Raw genomic sequence first — 22,744 nt, forward strand, 5'->3', positions numbered from 1 at the left:
GGCCGCTTCCGTTCGTTCACGGCGCGGTCGTCTCCAGCGCGGTACAACGCCACCGTCCCCGCATGTGTTGGAGCCGCAGGGCCAGCGCGTGGACACGTCCGGCGACGACGACCACCGCGACCACCTCCGCCACCGCCGGGACAGGCCGCTGAAGACGACTGGACAGCACCTTCGGCGGGACGACCCGTCTCCCTCGCCCGACCGCCTCACCGCGCCGGGACACCTTCCTGCACACTTCGGGAACGGCCACGAGCGACAGCTGATGAGGCGGCCGCGTCCCCGCCAGGACCTCCACGACCAGCCGCACGGCGGTGTCGGCGACGGCCCGGACCTCCGCGTCCACCCCGTCCGCGGGCCGCACCACCCGCAACTCCGGCACCCGCGCCGCGGGAACCGCCGGCCTCAACGCCAGCGCCCCACGCGTCACCGGCTGATACCGAACGAACCGCACCACCACGGCCTTCTCCGAACGACGCCCCATACGAAAACCTCCTGTCTCTTTCAGAGACAGGAGTCACGAGAGCCGCGAAAAATACATCCTGACCGCATCAGGCCGATCCCACCCACCGAGGACGAGCCTGAGGTAAAGGCCGTCGCCGGGCTCCCCCATCTCGTCGACGGACAGGAGCCGCTGAAGCCGCGAGGCAAGAACGTCTGGACGCGAGCGAGCCGCTTCGTACGCCTGAGCAGGGGAGCGCAGCAGGACGTGTGGCGTCCGCCCCTCCGAGCCCCCTTGCCTTGTTGGACGCCAGGGGTGCTGGAGTGGCGCGGTGAGGAAGTCGGGGCGGCCCGTAAGTCTGGGGAGGGGGTGTTCTGGCGTTCTGTCGTTTGGAGTCTGGTTTGTTGGACGACCGGGGGCGCTGGCGGCGCGGTGAGGGCCTTGGGGCGGCCCGTAGGTCTGGGGAGGGGGCGGGGTGTTGGGGCCGCGAGGGTGGCGGGCCGGGAAAGGAGGGGCGGCGGGACGCCGTTGGCGTCCCGCCGCCTGGGAGCGAGTCCCGGGTGAGGCGCGGGAATCCCGGGACTCTCCTGGGGGCCGGGCCAGGGGGCTGGACCGGCCCGGCGGGGCGCCGCTCGGATGAGGGGAACGCGGCGCCCCTTGGGGGAAGGTCAGCCGCCGGCGGGAGCTCCCTGCGCGCCGCCTTCCTTCTTGTTACCGGCCATTTCCGGGTCGACCGCCGGGTCGGCGGCCACCGTTTCCTCGCCTTCGGGTTCCCGCCCGGGGGTCGCGAAGTTGAACTTCTTGATCAGGAAACTGAAGACGAAGAAGTAGATGAAGAAGTACAGGACGCCCATTCCGATGATGAGCGCGAGTTGCTCGGTATTGTCCTTCCTCGCGTTGAGCAGTAGGTCGATCAACCCGGCGGAGAAGCTGAACCCGAGCTGGGCTCCGGCGGCCTCCAGGACCGCCATCGAGATGCCGGTGAGGACGACGTGCACGCCGTAGAGGACGGGCGCGACGAACATGAACGAGAACTCGATGGGTTCGGTGACGCCGGTGACGAACGCGGTGAGCGCGGCGGACAGCATGATGCCGCCGACCGCGGGACGCCGGTGGGCGGGAGCGGCGCGCCAGATGGCGAACGCCGCGCCGGGGAGGCCGAACATCAGGACGGGGAAGTAGCCGGCGAGGAAGCCGCCCGCGTCGGGGTCGCCCGCCAGGTAGCGGTTGACCTCACCCTTGACGACGCCTTCGCCGGTCTGGAAGTCACCGAACACGAACCAGATGAGCGAGTTCGGGATGTGGTGGAGGCCGAAGGGCAGCAGCAGACGGTTGACGACGCCGTACACACCGGCGCCGAGGGCGCCCGCGCCCGTGACCCAGTCACCGAAGTCGGTGAGGATGTTGCCGAACAGGGGCCAGATGAGGCCGATGAGCACACCGAGGATCAGCGCGGCGAACGCGGTGACGATCGGGACGAACCGGCGGCCACCGAAGAACGCCAGGTAGGCCGGCAGCTTCACACGGTAGAACCGCTGGTAGAGGAGTGCCGCGGTGAGGCCAATGAGGATGCCGCCGAGGACGTCGGTGGGGTTCTTCAGGCCCCAGTCGATCACCGGCGTGGGTGCGTCGCCCTGCATTTTGGTGACGACGACCGTGTCCTTGAGCTCATCGGTGTGCGAGAACATGATCTTGGAGACCCGGTCGTAGACCAGGTAGCCGACCACGGCCGCGAGCGCGGTGGAGCCGTCGGACTTCTTGGCGAAACCGATCGCCACGCCGACCGCGAACAGCAGCGGGAGGGCGACGAACAGCGCGTTTCCGGCCTCACCGACGATCTCGGCGACGCGGTTCCATTCGAGACCGTCCTTACCGAGCATGTCGGCCTGGCCGAGCCGCAGCAGGATGCCGGCGGCGGGCAGGACGGCGATCGGCAGCATGAGGCTGCGGCCGATTCGCTGCAATATCGCGAGGGCGCTCGACCCTCGGCGTGGCGCTGAGTCCACTGTCGTGGCTGTCATCGCGAGGTTCCTCCTCAGGGGATTTCAGGAGTTCTCAGGGACTGGCTGGGTTTTCAGGCCTGCGGGGGCGGTGGATTTCCGAGAGCCGTGTGGATCTGGTAACGGTCCGCCCTGTAGGTCGACACGCCCAGCTCGGCGCATACGCCTCCGGTGTACGAGCGGCGTTGTAGGAGCAGCACGGCACTGCCCCTGGGTATGTGCAGGTGCCTGGCGTCGGCGGCGTCCGCCAGACTCGCGTCGATGGTCTGGTCGCCCGCGTCGAAGACCAGGCCGTACACCGCCTCCAGAACTCCGTAAAGGGATCGGTCGGCGAGTCGCCGGTCCAGCAGGTCAGGGGCGAGCGAGGCGAGGATGTGGGCACGTTCCAGCGCCATCGGCTCACCGTCGGCGGTGCGAAGCCGTTCGATGACGTGTATCGCTGTGCCCGGTTCGACCTCGAAGATCCGGGCGAGGCGGGCGTCCGCGGGGACGGTCCGCCGGTCCAGATCGATCGCGCCGGGATGGAGGCCGCGGCTCAGCATGTCCTCGGTGAACGAGACCAGCCGCAGCGGCATCTCGATCTTGGGCCGGGCAACGAAGGTGCCCTTGCCCGGGACGCGGTAGAGCCGGCCCTCGGAGACGAGCTGGTCGACCCCTTGCCGCACGGTCATGCGTGACAGTCCGTACCGGACGCACAACTCGCGCTCCGAGGGTATCGGGGCGTCGACGGGCAGTTCCGCGCTCTCGATCAGGTCGAGCAGGATCGCGCGGAGCTGGAAGTACTTCGGTACCGGACTGTGCGGGTCGATTGTCGTCACGGGGGTGTCCTCGATGGCCGGGGGCCGGATCGATGGGATTCGCCGGGTTTCGACGGATGAAGTGGGCTTCGAAGGTGTTCGATTTGGTTCGTACTGGTCTAGGCCGGACTAGACCACAGGACCGAAAGGCATGTCAATGCACGAATTCGTAACGACCGGGTCACGGGCCACGGACACCAAGATCGACGATTTTCCAGGTCACGGGCCCCTTCTGGGCGGTATGTCCGGGCAAGGGCTCCCCGGCGTGTCCTCTTCCGGCTCCCGGCCCGGTGCCGGACGGCCGAATCTCCCGGTCATGGACGGGTCGGCACCTTCCCTGTGGAGGACGGTTCCCTGACGAGTTCGAGCCCGCATCTTCATCTTCATCCGATTCGTGGAGTATGGTGCGTACTGGTCTAGTCCGGACTAGACCAGTTGTTCGGGTCATATCAACCCGAGACCGTCGTGTCACGGAGAGTGTTCGGCCATGGCATCACTGCTGATCACAGCGCACAGCTTGATCATTACCCCCACGGGTACTTCTACCCGTGTCGTCTCTCCGGGATACGTCCGTGTGACGGACGGTGTGATCGTGGAGGCCGGAGAGGGCCGTCCGGCCGATCCGCCCGATGTCGACCTGCCGGACGGGCTGCTCGCCCCCGGCCTCGTCGACCTCCAGGTCAACGGGTTCTACGGCCACGACATGGTGGACGCCGACGAGGCCGCCTGGCACACCGTCGTCTCCCGTCTCCCCGAGACCGGCGTGACCGCGTTCCTGCCCACGTTCATCACCGCCCCGGTCGAGACGCAGGCCGCGGCACTCCGCCGCGCCCGCGACATCCTCCCGAACCTTCCCGCTGGAACCCGTGTCCTCGGCGTCCATCTGGAAGGACCGTTCCTGTCCGACAAGCGGAAGGGCGCGCACAACGCCGCCCACCTCACCGACCCGGCGCCCGAGGCCGTCGCGACCCTGCTGGAGACGGGCCTGGTCAAGCTCGTCACCCTCGCGCCCGAACGCAACGGCGCGCTCGACGCCGTCCGCGCCCTCACCGAGGCGGGGGTGCTGGTCAGCGTCGGGCACAGCGACGCCACCGCCGAGGAGACCGCCGCCGCGGCCGACGCCGGGGCCCGCATGGTCACCCACATCTTCAACGCGCAGTCCGGTGTCCACCACCGCGATCCCGGCGTCGCCGTGCAGGCGCTGATCGACGACCGGCTCAGCCCCGGTCTGATCCTCGACCTGCACCATGTCGCGCCGAAGGTCGCCGAGCTGGTGTTCCGGGCCGCGCCGGGACGGGTCGTGCTCGTCACCGACGCGGCCGCGTCCGCCGGGATGCCGCCCGGCACCTACGAGCTGGGCGGTGAGCCCATCACGATGCCCGAACAGGGCCCGCCGCTGCGCGCCGACGGCACGCTCGCCGGGTCGGGCCTCCGCCTGGACGAGGCCGTCGGCAACGCCGTGGGCATCGGCATCGACACGGTCACGGCGGTGGACGCCGCGACCCGGGTACCGGCCGACCTCATCGGCCGTCCCGACCTCGGCCGGATCGCGCCCGGCGCCGCCGCGGACCTGGTCTGGCTCGGGCCGGACCTCCGCGCGCGTACGACCTGGGCGGGCGGGCAGAAAGTCTTCGAAGGGGGATCATGACCAGTGTGATGCGCGCCGAGATCGGCGAGCAGCCGGACGCGCTGCGCCGGACGATCGACGCGCTCCTGCCGCGTACGCCCGACCTCGCGGCCCTGGGCCGGGAGACGCGGCAGGTGCTGTTCATCGCCCGCGGCTCGTCCGACAACGCCGCCGTGTACGGGCGCTACCTGGTGGAATCGCACACCGGACGGCTGGCGACGCTCGCCGCGCCGTCCATCGCGACCACCTACAAGCGCAAGCTCGACCTGTCCGGTGTGCTGGCCGTCGCGATCAGCCAGTCCGGCAAGACCGAGGAGATCGTCGAGACGCTCGACTGGGCCCGTGACTGCGGCGCCCGGACCGTCGCCGTCACCAACGGCGCCGGGTCGCCGCTCGCCGAGGCGGCGGAGGTCGCGCTGGTCACCGAGGCCGGCGACGAGATCGCCGTCCCGGCCACCAAGACCTACACCACCCAGCTCGCCGCGCTGTCGGTGCTCGGCCTCGGTCTCGGCGCGGACGTGGAAGGCGGCGTGGAAGGCGGCGGCGACGCTTTGCGCCGCGTCCCCGACGAGGTCGCCCGGCTGATCGCGCTGACCGAGGAGTCCCCGGCGCTGCCGGAGATCGTCGAGGAGCTGGCCAAGGTCCCGGGCGCGGTCGTGTCCGGACGCGGCATCGCGTTCGGCACCGCGCTGGAGCTGGCGCTGAAGATCAAGGAGGCGTGCTACCTGCACGCGATGGGCCTGTCCTACGCCGACCTCCAGCACGGCCCGATCGCCGTCGTGGACGCGCAGACCCCCGCGCTGCTGGTCGCCGCCGACTCCGGCCCGACGCTCGCCGGGACCGTCGCGCTGGCCCGCCGGGTGGCGGGCGCGGGCGCCCGCGCGTACGGGCTCGGCGGCGGCCCCGACCTGGCGGCCGCGTGCTCGGCGACGCTGCCCGGACCGGTCCTGCCCGAGTGGACGGCGCCGCTCGGCCTCATCGTCCCGGGCCAGATTCTCGTGGAGAACCTGGCCCGGCGGCTCGGTATCGACCCGGACGTTCCCCGCGGCCTGAACAAGGTCACCCAGACGGACTGACCCACGGACCCCGGCGGAACCGGGCCCCACCCCAACGAGGAGGACAAGCATGGACAAGGCCGAGGCCATCATCGCCGCGCTGGGCGGCGCCGACAACATCGTGGACATCGAGCCCTGCGCGACCCGGTTGCGCACCGAGGTCTCGGACGCCGGCAAGGTCGACGAGGCCGCGCTGAAGAAGGCGGGCGCGTTCGGTGTCATGCGCAGCGGCACCGTCGTGCAGGTCGTCGTGGGCACCGAGGCCGACACCCTCGCCAGCGACATCGAGGACATCCTCGACTGACCCAGAAGGACCCCTCACATGACCCGAGTACTGTCACCGGTCGCGGGCCGGGTCGTCGGCCTCGCCGGCGTGCCCGACCCCGTGTTCGCCCAGGCCATGGTCGGTCCGGGCACCGCGGTCGACCCCGAGCGCGGCCCCGGCGAGGCCCTCGCGCCCGTCACCGGCAAGCTCGTCAAACTGCACCCGCACGCCTATGTCGTCGTGGACGAAGAAGGACACGGGGTGCTGGTTCATCTTGGAATCGACACAGTCAAACTGAAGGGGCAGGGTTTCGAGCTCCTCGTGTCCGAGGGCGACCAGGTCACGTCCGGCCAGCCGGTCGTCGCCTGGGATCCGTCCGTCATCGAGGCGGGCGGACGATCGCCGGTCTGCGCGGTCGTCGCGCTCGACGCGGGCGCCGACGCCCTGTCGGACGTGGTGGAGTCGGGCGAGGTGACACGGGGGGCAGAGCTGTTCACATGGAACTGAACGGATGACGGTGATCGGGCTGGGCGCCGCCGTGTTCGATCTCGACGGCACCCTCATCGACACCGAACCGAGAAGCCGGGCGCAGTGGTCGCGGTTGTTCGACGCGCACGGCGTCCCCTACGACGACTCGTTGATCTCCTCGTTCGCGGGACGCCGTGGGATGGAGGTGCTCCGGGATCTGGCGCACCTGTTCCCCGGCCGGACGGTCGAGGAACTGTTCGAGCAGGTGGTGTCCTACCAGTCGTTGCCGGGGATGCCGGCCGTCGCGCCCGTCCCCGGCGCGGTCGGACTGATCCGGTCGCTCGCGGACGCGGGCGTCCCGCTGGCGGTGGTGACGTCGGCGGAACGCTCGTACGCCGAGGGCCTGCTCGACGAGCTCGGCGTCCGTGACCTGCTGGACATCGTGGTGACGGCCGGGGACGTCGTCACCGGCAAACCCCACCCGGAGGGGTACCTGGCCGCCGCCCGCGACCTGGACGTCCCCGTGCAGGAGACGGTCGGGTTCGAGGACACCCCCGCGGGCGTCGCGGCCGTGAAGTCCGCGGGCATGACCTGCGTGGGCGTCGTCACCACGCAACCGGTGGGCGCGCTCGCCGGGGCCGACCATGTGGTCCCCGACCTGGAGGACGTCCACGTCGTGCCGGGCCCCGCGTTGCGGGTGCGCGGCCTGAACCACAGCCAATAGCGACACAGCTGAACGCCATCGAGCTGCAACACACCATGGAGGAGTGTGCCGTGACCGAGCGCAATGTCAAGATCCAGTCGAGGGTGGGGCTGCACGCGCGGCCGGCCGCGCTGTTCGTCCAGACGGCGGCCAAGGCCCCGATGGACGTGACCGTGGGCAAGCCCGGCGGCACCCCGGTGAACGCCAAGAGCATTCTCGCCGTCCTCGGGTTGGACGCACGGCACGGGGAAGAGGTCGTGCTGTCGGCGGAGGGGGCGGGCGCGGACGAACTGCTCGACAGCCTGGAGACCCTGCTGTCGACGCCGGAGCCCGAGGAGTCCTGACGGTGTCGGACGCAACGAACGGCGCGTCGGGCGACACGTCGGGGGACGTGCTGCGCGGCGCCGGAGTCAGCCCGGGGGTCGGGGTCGGCCCGGTGCGGGGCATCGCGGGCGCCGTCCCCGAGCCGCCCGCCGGTGACCGGCACGGCGGGGACGCCGCCGCCGAACGCGCCACGGCGCTCGCCGCGCTGGAGGCCGTCGCCGCCGACCTGGAGGAACGCGGTGCCCGCGCCGCCGAGATCGGCAACACCGACGGTCGTGACGTGCTGAACGCGCAGGCGCTGATGGCCCGCGACCCCGGCCTCGCCGACGACGTCGGCACCCGGATCGACGGCGGCACCGCCGCGGCCCGCGCCGTGTTCGAGGCGTTCGGCGTCTACCGGGACATGCTCGCCGGAGCCGGGGAGTACATGGCCGCCCGGGTCACCGACCTGGACGACATCCGCGACCGGGCCGTCGCCCGGCTGCTCGGCCTGCCGATGCCCGGCGTCCCCGAGTCCGACGAGCCGTTCGTGCTGGTCGCCCGGGACCTCGCCCCGGCCGACACGGCCGTGCTCGACCCGGCGCAGGTCGTCGCGTTCGTCACCGAGGAGGGCGGCCCGACCAGCCACACCGCGATCATCGCCCGGACGATGGGCGTGCCCGCCGTCGTGGCGCTGCCCGGCGCGACGGCGCTCGCGGACGGTACCCGCGTCCTCGTCGACGGCTCCGCCGGGACGGTGCGTCCGAACCCGTCCGAGGCCGAGGTGACCGCGGCCCGATCCGCGGCCGCCGCCCGCGCCGCCGCGCTGGAAGGCTCCACCGGGCCCGGCGCCACCAAGGACGGGCACCGGGTGCCGCTGCTGGCGAACATCGGCGGCCCGAAGGACCTCGACGCCGCGCTGGCGAACGGCGCCGAGGGCGTCGGGCTGTACCGCACCGAGTTCCTCTTCCTCGACCGCGCGACCCCGCCGTCCGACGCGGAACAGGAGGACGCGTACCGCAAGGTGCTGGAGGCGTTCCCCGAGGGCCGTGTCGTCGTCCGGACCCTCGACGCGGGCGCCGACAAGCCCCTGGCGTTCCTGCCGCCGCCCGGCGAGGAACCGAACCCGGCGCTCGGCGAACGCGGGCTGCGGATGATGCGCCGCCACCCGGACGTCCAGGCCGCCCAACTCGCCGCGCTCGCCCGCGCCGCCACCGGCCTGACCGTGAAACTCCAGGTCATGGCGCCGATGGTGACGGACGCCGACGAGGCCGCCTTCTTCGCCGCCGCCTGCCGGGAGGCGGGCATCGAACATCCCGGCGTGATGATCGAGGTGCCCGCCGCGGCGCTCCGCGCCCGGGACCTCGCGCCCGAGGTGGAGTTCTTCAGCCTCGGCACCAACGACCTCACCCAGTACGCGTGCGCGGCGGACCGCCAGGTCGGCGGGCTCGCGCACCTCCAGGACCCGTGGCAGCCCGCCGTCCTCGACCTGGTCGCCCCGGCGGCCTCGGCGGGCGTCCCCTGCGGCGTCTGCGGGGAGGCCGCGGCCGACCCGGCACTCGCCTGCGTGCTGGTCGGCCTCGGCGTGACGTCGCTGTCGATGAGCGCGCCGTCGCTGCCGCTGGTCCGGGCCGCCCTCGCCCGCCACACGCTGGACGAATGTCGCAAGGCCGCGTCGGCCGCCCGCGCGGCGCGCACCGCGGAACAGGCCCGCGACGCCGCCCGCGCCCACCTGCCCGGCCTCACCGAACTGGGGGTGTGACCGGGCCCCGGCGAGGGGTCGGCGTCGCGCTGCCCTGGCCGGCGGTCGGGGACGTGTTCGCCGTCTGCGTCGTGATCGCCGTTTCGGCGTCGCCACCGCCCGTCTGCGCCGGGTTGCGTGTCCCCGCCATCGACGCCGCGGGGGCCGGGGAGTGACCGACCTACCGGTAGCTCAGCCCGTGGCCGACCCGCTTCCCGGCCGCGGGGACGGGCAGCTTGCCCGTCGGTCGCACCGCGCCGCTCAGCACCTTCGCGAGCGCGGTGACCGACACCGTGCTGTCGGAGTACGTGGCGAGCGCCGCGTCCGCGCCCCCGGCGAAGTTGAGGTCGTAGGGGCGGCCGAGCGCGGCGACCACCACCGGTTTCGGGCCGAGCGCCCGGATCCGGGCGGCGGTGGCCGCGCCCGCGTTCTCGGTGGTCAGGACGGTGACGTCCGCGGCGGCCGGGGACGTCACCGTGACGCCCTGGCGGCGCAGCGCCGCGCCGAGTGTTCCGCTTCCCGGCCCGGTGACGGCGACCTTCCGGCCCTTCAACGGCAGCAGGTTCCGGTCGTTGCGGACGAGGGTGACGGCGTGTTCGGCGACCCGGCGGGCGACGGCCTGGTTCGCGGCCGTGCGGATCACGGCCCCGGTTCTGGCCGGGTCGACGGTCGCCCGCTGGAACAGGCCGCGCTGTTGCTTGAGCCGCAGGATGCGCGTGACCGACGCGTCCAGGCGTTGTGCCGGGATCCTTCCGGATCGGACGGCCGCCAGGACCGCCCGGTAGGCGCGCGGCAGGCTCGGCGGCATCAGCAGTTGGTCGGCGCCCGCCTCGATCGCGCGGACCGCCACCGCCGCGTCGCCGTACTTCTTCCGCACGCCCGCCATCTCCAGCGAGTCCGTCGTGATCACGCCCTGGTAGCCGAGGGCGCCGCGCAGCAGCCCGGTGAGGACGGTCTTCGACAGCGTGGCCGGGTCGCCCGACCGGTCGAGTTCCGGCACCTCGATATGCGCGGTCATGATCATGTCCACCCCGGCGGCGATCGCGGCCCGGAACGGGGGCGCGTCCAGCCGCTCCCACATCGGCCGCGAATGTCTGATCACCGGCAGGCCGGTGTGGCTGTCGGTGGCGGTGTCGCCGTGCCCGGGGAAGTGCTTGGCCGCCGCGGCGACCCCGGCGTCCTGGTAGCCGTCGACCGCGCCGGCCGTCAGCTTCGACACGAGCCCGGGGTCGGCGCCGAACGAGCGCAGCCCGATCACGGGGTTGCGCGGGTTCACGTTCACGTCGGCGTCGGGCGCGTAGTCGAGATTGATGCCGACCGCGCGCAGTTCGGTGCCGGTCACGCGCGCGGCGGCCTGGGCGTCCGCGGGGCTGCCGGTCGCGCCGAGCGCCATGTTGCCGGGAAAGACGGTGACGAACGGCGTGCGGGAGACGATGCCCTGTTCCTCGTCCACGCCGAGCAGCAACGGGATCTTGGACGCCTTCTGCAGCGCGTTCGACTCCGCGGCGGTCCGCTTCGGGGAGCCGAAGTTCTCGGGGAAGTAGATCAGGCCGCCGACATGGTATTTCCTGATCTTTTCAAGGGCGTCGGCGCGGCCGGAGAACCGCGGTACGAACAGCTGGCCGACCTTCTCCGCCACGCTCATCTTCGCGACATGGCCGGGGATCCACGCGTCCGGCGGTGGCGCGGCACTGGCCGTCGGTGAGGGCGAGCCGTTCTTGGCGGGCGGCGCCGGCCCGTCGTCGCAGCCCGCGGCCAGCGCCATGGCGGGCGCCACGGTCAGCGTCGCCGCGAGCGCGAGCGGTCGTGAAACACGCACTGACCAGGCCCCCCGACATGGTCTCGGTTCCTCTTCGGATCGAACGCGGCGACGTTAACACGGCTTCGCGAAGGGACGCTCACGGACACCCACACGGGCACCCGCAGGGGCATCATGGTCCACGGCCGTCCCTCTGGTACCACTCCGATCACGATGGACCCCAGGACCACTGGTGTGGATCTTGTGGGGTCCATCGCGATGAACCCGGACGGTCTGGTTACCGTCTGAAATTTCGGGAATTTTCGGCCGGGGCTGGAACCTGACGGCCGAGGCCGGATCCGGCGGGGCGCGGTGGCTCAGCCGGGGAGCGGGTGGCCGAGGCGGCGCAGCGCCAGCCCGGCCGCGCCGACGGCTCCGTCGCCCGCACAGCGCGGCGCCGCGGCGAAACGATCGCGCAGCCCGGTGCGGACGGCCTCGGCGACGGGACCTTCACGCAGCACCGAGCCGTGCATGACGACCGGTGCGCAGGGATCGGACAGGGCCGGGCGCACCGCGTCCACGTCGCGGAGCAGCCACTGCGCGGCCTCTTCGGTGATGCGCCGGGCCACCGGATCTCCGGCGGCCGCGGCGGCGGCGACCACGGGGCCGAGCCGGCCCAGGGCCGCGGGCGGGCGGCCGTACACCTCCTTGATGATGGCCTGGGCGAGACGGGGATTGGGCGGGGTGCCGGGAATCTCGGGATGGCCCGGTGGTCCGGGATCACCGCGCGGGCCATGCGACCCCGGACGGCCCGGCGGCCCGAGCGAGCCCGGTGGTCCGAGCGAGCCCGGTGGTCCGTGCGAGCCCGGACGGCCCGGTGGCCCGGTCGAGCCGTTCCCGGACGCCGGATACGGAACGCTTCCGGGCGGCGGACAGGGCCCGTTCCCGGACGGAGCGCCGGACCCTTCGCCGGGCGGTGGACAGGGGGACTCGGGGAGGAGCACGGCGGTGCCCGTGCCACTCCCGATGGGGGTGCCTGCTCCGGAGGCGAGCGCCGCGGTCTGCGACAGCATGGGACCGCCCGGTGATGACGAAGGGGCGCCGGCCATGGCCAGCGCCCTCGGTCGGCGAGGTCTTCGCCGTTCCGCGTCGAACTCCGCGACCACGGTCGCGCCGAGCAGTGCGCGGGGGACCGAATCGGTGAGCAGCGTCGGGGAGCCGCGGCCGTCGTAGGCGGCGAGCGCAGCCCGGACGGCCTCCTTCCCGAGCCAGACCGCCGAACCCTCGTCCCCGACGAGCCAGCCGTAGCCGTCCGCGCGCTGCACGATCGTCCCGTCGTTGATGACCGCCGCGCCGGCGCCCGTGCCGGAGAACACCACGATGCCCTTGGGCTCGCTGGTCCCCGCGGCGAACGCCACCGCGATATCGGTCACCACCGCGGGTGATCCGCGCAGGCCGACGGCCTGCCAGGCCTGCCGCGCCGCAGCCACGGCGGCGGGCCGGCCGGCGGAGCCGGCACCGGCGATGCCGAACACGCCGGTGAGGATATGGGTACGGTCGAGGTCCCCGAGCGCCTCCCGCAGGGCTGTGGTCAGCGCCCCTGCGGTGTCGCCTCCGGAGTTGGGGTTGGCCCCGGGGCCGGTGCCGGAACCGGCCAGAGCACCCCCCAGCGTCAGTACGACGCAGCGGGTCTTCGTGCCACCCGCGTCGATACCGACCACGTAAGGACCGGCCAAATGGGTCAACACATGGCGACCGTAGCCTTTTCTACCGTTGACGTGACATCTCGCACGTAAGAAAATTTCCATCATGAGGAAACCCATCGGCTCCGAGCGGAGCCTTGAGCAGGGCCCCGAGCGGGGGATCACGGGGGAGCCCGGTTCACCACGGGACCAGGCGGCGTCCCAACGCCCACCCACCGAAGGAGAGAAGGACAGCACGCCGCTGAGCACCGTGGTGCGGGTCCGCTCGCTGCTGCCCTCGCTGCCTCCCGCGGAGCGGCGAGTCGCACAACGCGTCATCGACGACCCCGAAGGGGTCGCCAACTCCACCATCACCGAACTCGCGCAGACCTGCGGCACGTCGGAGACCACGGTCATCCGGTTCTGCCGGGCGATCGGGTTCCACGGCTATCCCGAACTGCGACTGACCCTCGCCACGGAGGCGGGACGGGCGCAGAGCGCCGCGGGCGGCCGGATCATCGGCAGCGACATCAGCCCCGACGACTCGCTCGAGCAGATCGTCGAGAAGGTGACGTTCGCCGACGCGCGGGCCGTAGAGGAGACCGCGTCGCAGCTCGACATCAAGATGTTGGAACAGGTCGTGGACGCGCTCGTCGGCGCCGACCGCGTCGACGTCTACGGCGTCGGCGCCAGCGCGTTCGTCGCGGCCGACTTCCAGCAGAAGCTGCACCGGATCGGCCGGATCTGTTCGGCGTGGTCGGACGCCCACATCATGCTCACCAGCGCCGCCGTGCTGGGCGGCACGAGCGTGGCCATCGGGATCTCCCACACGGGCGCCACGGTGGAGACCATCGACGCCATGGCGGTCGCCCGGAGCAGGGGCGCCACCACCGTGGCCATCACCAACTTTCCCAAGTCCCCGATCGCGGAGGTGGCGGATCTGATTCTGACGACGGCGGCGCGGGAGACGACGTTCCGTTCCGGCGCCACCGCGAGCCGGCTGGCTCAGCTCACGGTGGTCGACTGCGTCTTCGTCGGAGTGGCGCAGCGCACCTACGGGCCGACCCGCAAGGCTCTGGAGGCCACATTCGAGGCGGTCCGCGGCCGGACCGTGCGACCCGACCGGAGGCGTCGGTGATCGATTGCGAGCTCCCCACCGAGGGCCGGAACCCCCGGACCCTCGACGTCGACACGCTGCCGACCCTGGAGGTGCTGCGCCTGATCAATTCCGAGGACGCGACCGTTCCGACGGTCGTGGCCTCCGTCCTGCCCGAGGTCGCCCGGCTGGTCGACCTCGCCGTCGTGTCCCTGCGCGCGGGTGGGCGCGTCCACTATTTCGGCGCCGGCACGTCCGGGCGGCTGGCGGTCCTGGACGCCGCCGAACTGCCCCCGACGTTCGGCATCTGGGGACGGGTGGTCGCCCACCAGGCCGGGGGGCCGGGCGCGCTGTCCCAGGCGGTCTCCGACGTCGAGGACGACGTGGAACTCGGCCGCCGGGACGCCCGTGACGTCCGGTCCGGTGACATCGCCATCGGCATCGCGGCGAGCGGACGCACCCCCTACGTGGTCGGCGCGCTGCGCGCCGCCGCCGCGGTCGGCGCCCGTACCGCGCTGATCAGCTGCAACCCGCACACCCCGTACGGGGACGAGGTCGAGGTGCACATCGGGCTCGCCACCGGGCCCGAGGTGATCAGCGGGTCCACCCGGATGAAGGCGGGCACGGCGACCAAGCTCGTGCTCAACTCCTTCTCCACCACACTGATGATCAGGATGGGCCGTACGTACTCCAACCTGATGGTCAGCGTGAACGCGCTGAACGCGAAATTGCGCGCCAGGCTGGTGCGCATCCTCACCGAGGCGACGGGCATGGACGCGCAGATCTGCGAGAACGCGCTGGCCGAGGCGGGGGGGAACACGCGCGTCGCGCTGGTCTCGCTCCTCGGCGAGGTTCCCGCGTCGCGCGCGACGGTACTGCTGGAAGAGACCGACGGGGGCGTACGAGAGGCTCTTCAACGACTCAGATCAGCCTGAGATTTCGGGGTCCGAGGCGGCCGGTAGTTGGGGCCGGCGGCCTGCGGACGAACGGAGTCTCCCGGGCAGAACGGGGTTCGGTACGATCAAGGCCATGCACGCCGGACAGCAGCACACCGGACAGGTCCGGGTGAAGGCCGTGGTCACCGACTGGGGTGGCGTCCTCACCACGCCTCTACAGGAGGCGGTCAACGCCTGGCTCACCGCGGAACGCATCGACGCCGAACGCTATATGACCGTGATGCGCGCCTGGGTGGAGCAGGCCTACGACGGTGCCGGCACCAACCCGATCCACGGGCTGGAGGACGGCACCCTGCCCACCGAGGAGTTCGAGCGCCTCCTCGCGGCCGAACTGCGCACGGCCGACGGCGGTCCGGTGGAGGCCGCCGGGCTCGTCCCGCGCATGTTCCGCGGGTTCGCGCCCGTCCAGCCGATGTACGACGCGCTCCGCGCGGCCCGCACCGCCGGAGCCCGTACCGCTCTGCTGTCCAATTCGTGGGGCGACCACTACCCCCGTGACCTGTTCGCCGAGCACTTCGACGCCATCGTCATCTCCGCCGAGGTGGGCGCTCGCAAGCCCGACGAGCGCATCTTCCGGCACGCCCTCACCCTCCTCGGCCTGGACGCGTCGGAGTGCGTCTTCATCGACGACATCGATCACAACGTCCGCGCCGCCGAGGAACTCGGCTTCCACGGCATCCACCACACCGATTCCGACACCACCATCGCCGAACTGCGCGCGTTGAACGTCCTGCCCTGACCGTCTGGCAGACTGGCGCCGTCATGCGCGTCTATCTGCCGTCCACGCTCACCCTCCTCGCCGGAATTCACGCCGCCCGCGAGATCGGTCCCGCGCCGCTCACCGCCCACGCGGTCACGCCCGCGCTGCGCGAGTGGTACGCGGGCGGCGACCTAGAGGAACTGGAGTACGCGGCGATGTCCGCCGCCGCCCGCGCGTCCCTGCGCCTGCTCGCCGCCGACCCGTCGGTGCCGCGCCGCCGTGTCGTGCTGGCCGTCGAGGTGCCCGACCAGGCGGTCTCCTGGGCGGGGAACGCCGAACTCGGCAACGACGACCGCGCCCTGGTCGAGGTGTCCGCGGCCGTTCCGTGGGGCAGGATCGCGTCCGGTCATGTGGACGACCCCGCCGCCGTCGCCGACATCGCCGCGGCGGCCGAGGCCCTGCCCGCCGCCGACGCGGGCGACGACGACGCCCGCTTCACCGTCGACGGCGCCGAGGGCCACGAACTCCTCTGGTACGCGACCCAGGAACTCCCGCACCTCCTCGACTGATCGGGGTGCCGGCGGGTAGGGCCCCTGACACGTCGACAAAGCCGTCGAATGTGCAGGGAGTCGTCAGATGGACGCCGTCACCACCGTGCCGACACCGGTGAACGAGCCGGTGCGAAGCCATGCGCCGGGCAGCCCCGAACGGGTCGCGCTGGAGGCGAGGATCAAGGAGCTTCGCGGCGAGCAGACCGAGCTGACCATGACGATCGGCGGCGAGCGGCGCATGGGCGCGGGCACCCCCATCGACGTCGTCGAGCCGCACGACCACGCGCACGTCCTCGGCCGGATGGGCGACGCCACCGAACCGGACGTGGCCGAGGCGATCGCCGCGGCCCGGGAGGCGGCCCCCGGCTGGCGGGCCATGGCGTTCGAGGACCGGGCCGCGATCTTTCTGCGCGCCGCCGACCTGCTCGCCGGGCCCTGGCGGTCCACACTGAACGCCGCGACGATCCTCGGACAGTCCAAGTCCGTGCAGCAGGCCGAGATCGACGCGGCCTGCGAGCTGATCGACTTCTGGCGGTTCAACGTCCGCTTCGCGGAGCGGATCCACGAGATCCAGCCGCTGTCGTCGCCGGGCGTGTGGAACCGCCTCGAGTACCGGCCGCTGGAGGGCTTCGTCCTCGCGATCACCCCGTTCAACTTCAGCGCGATCGCCGGGAACCTGCCGACCGCGCCCGCGCTGATGGGCAATGTCGTCGTCTGGAAGCCGTCCCCGACCCAGCAGCTCGCCGCCCACTTCACGATGCGGCTGCTGGAGGCCGCGGGGCTGCCGCCCGGCGTGATCAACCTCGTCACGGGGAACGGACGGGCGGTCTCCAACGTCGCCCTGCGCCACCCCGACCTGGCGGGCCTCCACTTCACCGGCTCGGTCGCCACCTTCCAGAACCTCTGGCGGACGATCGGCGAGAACATCTCCGCCTACAAGGGCTACCCCCGCGTCGTCGGCGAGACCGGCGGCAAGGACTTCGTCGTCGCGCACCCGTCCGCCGACCCGGCGGTGCTGAAGACCGCCCTCGTCCGCGGCGCCTTCGAATACCAGGGACAGAAGTGCTCCGCCGCGTCCCGCGCCTACATCCCGCGCTCGGTCTGGGACAGGATGCGGGACGACTTCATCGCCGAAACCGAGTCCCTGACCATGGGCAACGTCGCCGAGAACCTTTCCCTGTTCATGGGCGCGGTCATCGACGACCGGGCGTTCGACAAGCACCGCCGCGCCATCGAACGGGCCCGCGGCATCGCGTCCATGAAGATTCTCACGGGCGGCGAGCTGGACGACTCGCGCGGCTACTTCGTCACACCGACCGTGCTGGAGTCGTCCGACCCCACCGACGAGATCTTCACCACCGAGTACTTCGGCCCGATCATCGGCGTGCACGTCTACGACGACGGGCAGTACGACGCCGTCCTGCACCAGATGGAGAGCGTCTCCGAGTACGGCCTGACCGGCTCGATCATCGCCGAGGACCGTGCCGCGATCGCCGCCGCCACCGACACGCTCCGCTTCGCCGCCGGGAACTTCTACATCAACGACAAACCGACCGGCTCGATCGTCGGCCAGCAGCCCTTCGGCGGCGCCCGCGCCTCCGGCACCAACGACAAGGCGGGCTCGATCTTCAACCTCACCCGCTGGACCAGCGTCCGCTCCATCAAGGAGACGCTCGTCCCGCCGACCGACCACCGCTACCCGCACATGAACTCCTGACCGGCCGCCACCGGGGCGGTTGCGGACGGCGCCCGTGAGGCCGGACGATAAGCTCGCCCCGCCCCCCGCGGCGGGGGCGGGCCGGTGCCGGCGCGCCGCCCGTCCAACGCTCCACCGACCTCGCATGGGAACGGGATGTCGACGCTGAACCGGCTGGTGCTGTGGAACATCGACCAGACCCTGGTCGACGTCGGACGGGTCACCCGGGACGCCTATGCCGAGGCGTTCCAGCGGACCGTCGGACGGCCCCTCGTCCGGCTCGCGCCCACCCCAGGCCGCACCGAGTCCGAGATCATCTTCGAGACGCTCGCGTTCAACGACGTCATCACCACCGATGACCATCTGGCGGCCTTCATCACCGCCCTCACCGCCGCCCTCGCGGTACGACGCGCCGACCTGCGCGCCCACGGCCGGGTCCTGTCCGGAGCCCGTGAGGCCGTCGAGGCCCTGGCGCACGTGCCGGGCGTCGTCCAGTCGGTGCTGACCGGATCGGTGCGGCCGAACGCCGTCCTGAAGGTGACCGAGCTGGGGCTCGCCGACCATCTCGACCTCGACTCGGGCGGCTACGAGGACGGCGTCTACAGCAAGGCCGCCCTGCTGGAACTCGCCCGGACCCGCGCGGGCGAACGGCACGGCGCCCGCTACGACGAGGCCGCGACCGTCTACATCGCCGACTCACCCCGCGACGTCCAGGCCGCCCGCATCGCCGGGTCGCCGATCATCGCCGTCGCCACCGGCAGCGCCACCGAGGCCGAACTACGCGCCGCCGGCGCCGAACGCGTCCTCGCCACCCTCACCGACACCAACGCCGTGGTAAGCGCCGTAGCAGACCTGACCCGCCTTTAATTGCAGGAACGGCCCACTGCGCTCGCCTGGCGGCTCGCTGCGTGACCGTTCCTGGGCGAACGCGCATCGCTTCGCGATCCGCCCGGCTTCGCTTGCCTTCGGCTTCGCTGCGCCGGGCGGGTCACGCGTTCGGGTGCGGGCTGAGGTCGCTGTGTTGGTTGCAGTACCGGCCCAATGCGCTCGCCTGGCCGTTCGCTACGTGACCGTTCCTGGGCGAACGCGGCATCGCTTCGCGATCCGCCGGTTCCGCTTGCCTTCGGCGTCGTTGCGCCGGGCGGGGCACGCGTTCGCGTGCGGGCTGAGGCCCGCTCGAACACGTCTTAGACGTTCGGATCGGGGAAGTTGCGCCTTGTGCGGGCGAGGTTGATATTGGGGAGGGCCGCGCGCCGGTGCGTGGCGTGGAGGGAGAGAGATGGCCGGTGAGGTCTCCGAGGGGTCGAAGTTGTGGGAGCCGTCGCCGGAGGTCGTCGCGAACGCGCGGGTGACCCGCTTCTCGCAGTGGCTCCGGGATCGGCACGGTGTCAAGGCCGAGGCCTATGACGACCTGTGGCGCTGGTCGGTCACCGAGGTCGACGCGTTCTGGGACGCGATCTGGTCGTACTTCGAGGTCGTCGGCGAGCGCGGGGACGGACCCGTCCGCGCCGGCGGGCCCATGCCGGTGGACGGCCTGACCTGGTTCCCCGGCGCGACCCTCAACTACGCGGCGAACGCGTTGCGGCGGGCCGCGGACACCCCCGACGAGACGGCGGTGATCTTCCGGTCGGAGGCGGGCGGGCATCGCGTGCTGTCCTACCGGGAACTGGCCCTGCACGTGGCCGAGGTCCGCGCGGGCCTCGCCGACCTGGGCGTGGGCAAGGGCGACCGGGTCGCCGCCTATATCCCGAACATCCCCGAGGCGCTCGTCTGCTTCCTGGCCACGGCGTCGCTCGGCGCGATCTGGTCGTCGTGCTCCCCGGACTTCGGCTCCTCCTCGGTCATCGACCGGTTCGCGCAGATCGAACCGAAGGTCCTGATCGCCGTGGACGGCTACGCCTACAACGGCAAGCGGTTCGACCGGCGGGACGCGGTCCGCGAGATCGAGGCCGCGCTGCCCGGCCTCGCCGCGACCGTCCTGATCCCGTATCTGGACCCGGCCGCGACCCCCGCCGGCCTGCGCGCCGGCATGCACTACGGCGACCTGCCCCGGCCCGGACGCGGCGCCCTGGAGTTCGAGGACGTCCCGTTCGACCATCCGCTGTGGGTGGTCTACTCGTCCGGGACGACCGGGCTGCCGAAACCGATCGTCCACGGCCATGGCGGGGTCGTGCTGGAGCACCTCAAGGCCCTGTCGTTCCACCAGGACCTCGGCGCCGGCGACGTGTTCTTCTGGTACACCACCACCGGCTGGATGATGTGGAACTACCTCGTCGGCGGCCTGCTGGTGGGTTCGACCGTCGTCATGTACGACGGCGCCCCCCTCGACCTGTGGTCGCTCGTCGCCGACAGCGGCATCACCTACATGGGCGTCGGCGCGCCGTACATCATGGCGTCCGCCAAGGACGGGCGACGGCCGGGGGAGGAGCACGACCTGTCGGGGCTGCGCGGTATCGGCTCGACCGGTTCGCCGTTGCCGCCCGAAGGGTTCGCCTGGGTCTACGACGCGGTCGGCCGCGACCTGCTGCTGGGCTCGTTCTCCGGCGGCACCGACCTGTGCACCGGGTTCGTCGGCCCGTCGCCGCTGCTGCCGCTGCGCGCCGGCGTCATCCAGTGCCGCGGGCTCGGCGCGAAGGTGGAGGCGTACGGCGACGACGGTCGACCGGTCGTGGACGAGGTCGGCGAACTGGTCATCACCGAGCCGATGCCGTCCATGCCCGTGTACTTCTGGAACGACGAGGGCGGCGAACGGTACCGCGACTCCTATTTCGGCATGTTCCCGGGCGTGTGGCGGCACGGCGACTGGCTGAAGATCCTCCCGGACGGCGGCTGCGTCATCTACGGGCGCTCCGACTCCACGCTGAACCGCGGCGGCATCCGCATGGGGACGTCCGACTTCTACCGCGTCGTCGAGGCGTTCGAGGAGATCGCCGACAGCCTCGTCATCGACACCGGACGGCTCGGCCAGGAGGGCCGGTTGCTGCTCTACGTCCAGCTCGCCGAGGGCGCCTCCCTCACCGACGACCTGGTCGCCGAGCTCAGGCGGCGAATCAGGTCGGCGCTGTCGCCACGGCACGTCCCGGACGAGATCCACGCCGTCCCCGGCATCCCGCGCACGCTGTCGGGGAAGAAGCTGGAGGTCCCCGTCCGGAGGATTCTCCAGGGCACACCGGTTGATCAGGCGGCCAACCGCGATTCCATGGCCAATCCGGAAGTCCTCCACCACTTCACGCCGTAACGGTACGTGCGTTCGAACATTCCGTTTCGCTTGTGTGACACCGCACTCGTCGCTGTCGCCGGAAGAATGGCACGGGCATTAGGGTGGTGGACGGCCAAACGTGTCCGATCGGGTGCGGCGGGTCAGAACGCGCCGTATGGTCGCATGTCCGGGTGAACTTCATCTGGTGCCCGCGCGTCACACTGTCAGAGGGGTGATCCGGGCCTTTGACGGGCCCCGCGGTCATAGTCAGAGGGGACGGTTGCACGCATGGAGGTTGGGGCGCTGCGGCCCGGGGATCCGGACCGGCTGGGATCGTACGCCCTGACCGGACGGGTGGGCGAGGGCGGCCAGGGCACCGTCTTCCTCGGCGAGGACGAGAACGGTCGCCAGGTCGCGATCAAGCTGCTGCACGCGGAGTTGACGTCCGACGACAAGGCCCGCGCCCGTTTCCTGCGTGAACTCGAGGTCGCCAAGCAGGTCGCGCCGTTCTGCACGGCCCAGGTCATCGACGCGGACGCCAACGGAGAACGCCCCTACATCGTCAGCGAGTACGTGCGGGGACCGTCCCTGAACCAGCAGGTCCAGGACGACGGCCCGCTCGACGGCGCCGCGCTGGACCGGCTCGCCGTCGGCACCGCGACGGCCCTCGCGGCGATCCACCAGGCCGATGTCGTGCACCGCGACTTCAAACCGCACAACGTGCTGATCGGCCCGGACGGCCCCCGCGTCATCGACTTCGGAGTGGCACGTGCCATCAGCGGCAGCACCACTTTGACCAGCCGGGTCATCGGCACCCCGTCCTACATGGCGCCCGAGCAGATCAGCGGCGACGAGGTCGGCACACCGGCCGACGTGTTCTGCTGGGCGGCGACGATCGTGTACGCGGCCACCGGCGAGCCGCCGTTCGGCCAGGACACCATTCCCGCCGTCATCAACCGGATCCTGCACGAGGAACCCGACCTCGGCGGCCTCGAAGGACCGCTCCGCGACCTGGTGCTCGACTGCCTGGAGAAGGACCCGGCGCAGCGGCCGAGCGCGCGGCAGCTGCTGATGCGGCTGCTCGGACACGAGGAGACCTCGCGGGTGGGAACGCCCGCCGCCGTCGTCCCCCCGTCCGGCGAGACCGACGAGACCGCGATGCTCGCCGCGGGATCGTTCCGCGCCGCCGCGGAGGTCGGCGACGAGACGATGCCCCGCGACCTCGCCGCCGCCCGGGAGACCCGCGGAGTCGGCCGCGGGCCACGGCGCGTGCTCGCCGGTTCGGGCCGGTCGGCCCTGCTGGCCGGGGCCGCCGCGCTGTTCGTGGCGATCGTGGTGGCCTCGTCCGTCCTCGCGCTCAGGCCCGACGACAAGGGCAAGGCCGGGCAGACGGTCGGCGACCCCACCGGGCAGCCCGCGTCGATCGACATCGTTCCGACCACGTCGGAGCCCACGAGCTCCGAACCCGTCGAGCGCAAGACCCCGACCCGGATCTACCGGCCGCCGCCGTCGAGCTGGAGGCCGACCATGACCCCGTCGGAGACCCCGACCGACAGCGGCAGCCCGCCACCGACCAGCGCGCCGCCGACCACGGCGACGCCCACGACGCCGACGACGTCGCCCTCGACGCCCACCCCGCCGGTCGAGGAACCCAAATAGCGCGGGCGGAACCACAGGGGTCCGGCCCGCGAGGCGGGAACGGCGGCGGTGCCGCGTTCCCGCCATCGC

Annotated in this window: 21 protein-coding genes; 16 read left to right on the forward strand and 5 right to left on the reverse strand. The window is 71.8% G+C overall.

What is annotated here, in order from left to right:
* Positions 1–16 precede the first annotated feature (16 nt).
* The 3 genes from BZB76_RS08715 to BZB76_RS08725 form a co-directional block, all read right to left on the reverse strand.
* The gene (locus tag BZB76_RS08715; protein ID WP_121433787.1) at positions 17–481 is read right to left on the reverse strand and encodes an Rv3235 family protein; all 465 of its coding nucleotides are present in this window, start codon (positions 479–481) and stop codon (positions 17–19) included.
* A 626-nt stretch (positions 482–1,107) separates the two neighbouring features.
* The gene (locus tag BZB76_RS08720) at positions 1,108–2,460 is read right to left on the reverse strand and encodes a PTS transporter subunit EIIC (RefSeq protein ID WP_121433788.1); all 1,353 of its coding nucleotides are present in this window, start codon (positions 2,458–2,460) and stop codon (positions 1,108–1,110) included.
* Between the two features lie 53 nt (positions 2,461–2,513).
* Positions 2,514–3,257: a GntR family transcriptional regulator gene (locus BZB76_RS08725; protein ID WP_117398739.1), complete on the reverse strand. Its 744-nt coding sequence runs from the start codon at positions 3,255–3,257 to the stop codon at positions 2,514–2,516.
* A gap of 466 nt (positions 3,258–3,723) precedes the next feature.
* Here BZB76_RS08725 and nagA point away from each other — a divergent pair, with 466 nt between their 5' ends.
* From nagA to BZB76_RS34650, 8 genes are read left to right on the forward strand one after another with little or no spacing between them, the layout of a single operon-like run.
* On the forward strand, positions 3,724–4,884 hold the full coding sequence (gene nagA, locus BZB76_RS08730; RefSeq protein ID WP_121433789.1) for an N-acetylglucosamine-6-phosphate deacetylase: 1,161 nt from the start codon (positions 3,724–3,726) through the stop codon (positions 4,882–4,884).
* Complete coding sequence (locus tag BZB76_RS08735; RefSeq protein ID WP_246006834.1) at positions 4,881–5,939, forward strand: SIS domain-containing protein; 1,059 nt, start codon at positions 4,881–4,883, stop codon at positions 5,937–5,939. Before nagA ends, BZB76_RS08735 begins: the two co-directional genes overlap by 4 nt.
* Before the next feature lie 49 nt (positions 5,940–5,988).
* Complete coding sequence (locus BZB76_RS08740) at positions 5,989–6,222, forward strand: PTS sugar transporter subunit IIB (protein ID WP_117398742.1); 234 nt, start codon at positions 5,989–5,991, stop codon at positions 6,220–6,222.
* Positions 6,223–6,240: 18 nt separating this feature from the next.
* Positions 6,241–6,690 carry a PTS sugar transporter subunit IIA gene (locus BZB76_RS08745; RefSeq protein ID WP_121433791.1) on the forward strand — a complete coding sequence of 150 codons (450 nt, stop codon included), beginning with the start codon at positions 6,241–6,243 and terminating at the stop codon, positions 6,688–6,690.
* A gap of 4 nt (positions 6,691–6,694) precedes the next feature.
* A complete protein-coding gene (locus BZB76_RS08750; RefSeq protein WP_121433792.1) occupies positions 6,695–7,375 on the forward strand; it encodes an HAD family hydrolase in 681 nt (226 codons plus the stop codon).
* Positions 7,376–7,425: 50 nt separating this feature from the next.
* The gene (locus BZB76_RS08755) at positions 7,426–7,698 is read left to right on the forward strand and encodes an HPr family phosphocarrier protein (protein WP_121433793.1); all 273 of its coding nucleotides are present in this window, start codon (positions 7,426–7,428) and stop codon (positions 7,696–7,698) included.
* On the forward strand, positions 7,695–9,419 hold the full coding sequence (ptsP, locus tag BZB76_RS08760; RefSeq protein ID WP_420534776.1) for a phosphoenolpyruvate--protein phosphotransferase: 1,725 nt from the start codon (positions 7,695–7,697) through the stop codon (positions 9,417–9,419). Before BZB76_RS08755 ends, ptsP begins: the two co-directional genes overlap by 4 nt.
* Positions 9,416–9,574, forward strand: coding sequence for a hypothetical protein (locus tag BZB76_RS34650; RefSeq protein ID WP_170180552.1), 159 nt, complete (start codon positions 9,416–9,418; stop codon positions 9,572–9,574). The genes ptsP and BZB76_RS34650 overlap by 4 nt, the downstream gene beginning before the upstream one ends.
* A 5-nt stretch (positions 9,575–9,579) precedes the next feature.
* Here BZB76_RS34650 and BZB76_RS08765 read toward each other — a convergent pair whose 3' ends face one another.
* Entirely contained in the window at positions 9,580–11,217 is a 1,638-nt protein-coding gene (locus BZB76_RS08765; RefSeq protein ID WP_246006835.1) for a glycoside hydrolase family 3 protein, read from the reverse strand.
* A 296-nt stretch (positions 11,218–11,513) separates the two neighbouring features.
* Complete coding sequence (locus BZB76_RS36335) at positions 11,514–12,884, reverse strand: BadF/BadG/BcrA/BcrD ATPase family protein (RefSeq protein ID WP_281273857.1); 1,371 nt, start codon at positions 12,882–12,884, stop codon at positions 11,514–11,516.
* Positions 12,885–12,945: 61 nt separating this feature from the next.
* Between BZB76_RS36335 and BZB76_RS08780 the strand changes: the two genes are divergently transcribed.
* The 8 genes from BZB76_RS08780 (at position 12,946) to BZB76_RS08815 (ending at position 22,675) form a co-directional block, all read left to right on the forward strand.
* Positions 12,946–13,956 (forward strand): MurR/RpiR family transcriptional regulator, encoded by a 1,011-nt coding sequence (locus tag BZB76_RS08780; RefSeq protein WP_246006836.1) that lies wholly within the window; start codon positions 12,946–12,948, stop codon positions 13,954–13,956.
* A complete protein-coding gene (locus BZB76_RS08785) occupies positions 13,953–14,849 on the forward strand; it encodes an N-acetylmuramic acid 6-phosphate etherase (RefSeq protein WP_121433794.1) in 897 nt (298 codons plus the stop codon). Before BZB76_RS08780 ends, BZB76_RS08785 begins: the two co-directional genes overlap by 4 nt.
* 94 nt (positions 14,850–14,943) lie before the next feature.
* On the forward strand, positions 14,944–15,609 hold the full coding sequence (locus BZB76_RS08790; RefSeq protein ID WP_121433795.1) for an HAD family hydrolase: 666 nt from the start codon (positions 14,944–14,946) through the stop codon (positions 15,607–15,609).
* A gap of 23 nt (positions 15,610–15,632) precedes the next feature.
* On the forward strand, positions 15,633–16,139 hold the full coding sequence (locus tag BZB76_RS08795; protein ID WP_121433796.1) for a DUF6912 family protein: 507 nt from the start codon (positions 15,633–15,635) through the stop codon (positions 16,137–16,139).
* 67 nt (positions 16,140–16,206) lie between these two features.
* Positions 16,207–17,838: an L-glutamate gamma-semialdehyde dehydrogenase gene (pruA, locus tag BZB76_RS08800; RefSeq protein ID WP_121433797.1), complete on the forward strand. Its 1,632-nt coding sequence runs from the start codon at positions 16,207–16,209 to the stop codon at positions 17,836–17,838.
* A 135-nt stretch (positions 17,839–17,973) separates the two neighbouring features.
* The gene (locus BZB76_RS08805; RefSeq protein ID WP_121433798.1) at positions 17,974–18,684 is read left to right on the forward strand and encodes an HAD family hydrolase; all 711 of its coding nucleotides are present in this window, start codon (positions 17,974–17,976) and stop codon (positions 18,682–18,684) included.
* A gap of 412 nt (positions 18,685–19,096) precedes the next feature.
* A complete protein-coding gene (locus tag BZB76_RS08810; RefSeq protein ID WP_121433799.1) occupies positions 19,097–21,055 on the forward strand; it encodes an acetoacetate--CoA ligase in 1,959 nt (652 codons plus the stop codon).
* A 249-nt stretch (positions 21,056–21,304) separates the two neighbouring features.
* Positions 21,305–22,675: a serine/threonine-protein kinase gene (locus BZB76_RS08815; protein WP_121433800.1), complete on the forward strand. Its 1,371-nt coding sequence runs from the start codon at positions 21,305–21,307 to the stop codon at positions 22,673–22,675.
* Positions 22,676–22,744: the final 69 nt, after the last annotated feature.

The organism is Actinomadura pelletieri DSM 43383, from assembly GCF_003634705.1.
Taxonomy (GTDB): domain Bacteria; phylum Actinomycetota; class Actinomycetes; order Streptosporangiales; family Streptosporangiaceae; genus Spirillospora; species Spirillospora pelletieri.

Coding starts and splice junctions, on each gene's coding strand:
- BZB76_RS08790 (WP_121433795.1), top strand. CDS start 14,944: ATGCACGCCGGACAGCAGCACACCGGACAGGTCCGGGTGAAGGCCGTG.
- pruA (WP_121433797.1), top strand. CDS start 16,207: ATGGACGCCGTCACCACCGTGCCGACACCGGTGAACGAGCCGGTGCGA.
- BZB76_RS08740 (WP_117398742.1), top strand. CDS start 5,989: ATGGACAAGGCCGAGGCCATCATCGCCGCGCTGGGCGGCGCCGACAAC.
- BZB76_RS08795 (WP_121433796.1), top strand. CDS start 15,633: ATGCGCGTCTATCTGCCGTCCACGCTCACCCTCCTCGCCGGAATTCAC.
- BZB76_RS08780 (WP_246006836.1), top strand. CDS start 12,946: ATGAGGAAACCCATCGGCTCCGAGCGGAGCCTTGAGCAGGGCCCCGAG.
- BZB76_RS08720 (WP_121433788.1), bottom strand. CDS start 2,460: ATGACAGCCACGACAGTGGACTCAGCGCCACGCCGAGGGTCGAGCGCC.
- BZB76_RS08750 (WP_121433792.1), top strand. CDS start 6,695: ATGACGGTGATCGGGCTGGGCGCCGCCGTGTTCGATCTCGACGGCACC.
- BZB76_RS08815 (WP_121433800.1), top strand. CDS start 21,305: ATGGAGGTTGGGGCGCTGCGGCCCGGGGATCCGGACCGGCTGGGATCG.
- nagA (WP_121433789.1), top strand. CDS start 3,724: ATGGCATCACTGCTGATCACAGCGCACAGCTTGATCATTACCCCCACG.
- BZB76_RS08735 (WP_246006834.1), top strand. CDS start 4,881: ATGACCAGTGTGATGCGCGCCGAGATCGGCGAGCAGCCGGACGCGCTG.
- BZB76_RS08810 (WP_121433799.1), top strand. CDS start 19,097: ATGGCCGGTGAGGTCTCCGAGGGGTCGAAGTTGTGGGAGCCGTCGCCG.
- BZB76_RS08715 (WP_121433787.1), bottom strand. CDS start 481: ATGGGGCGTCGTTCGGAGAAGGCCGTGGTGGTGCGGTTCGTTCGGTAT.
- BZB76_RS08745 (WP_121433791.1), top strand. CDS start 6,241: ATGACCCGAGTACTGTCACCGGTCGCGGGCCGGGTCGTCGGCCTCGCC.
- BZB76_RS08805 (WP_121433798.1), top strand. CDS start 17,974: ATGTCGACGCTGAACCGGCTGGTGCTGTGGAACATCGACCAGACCCTG.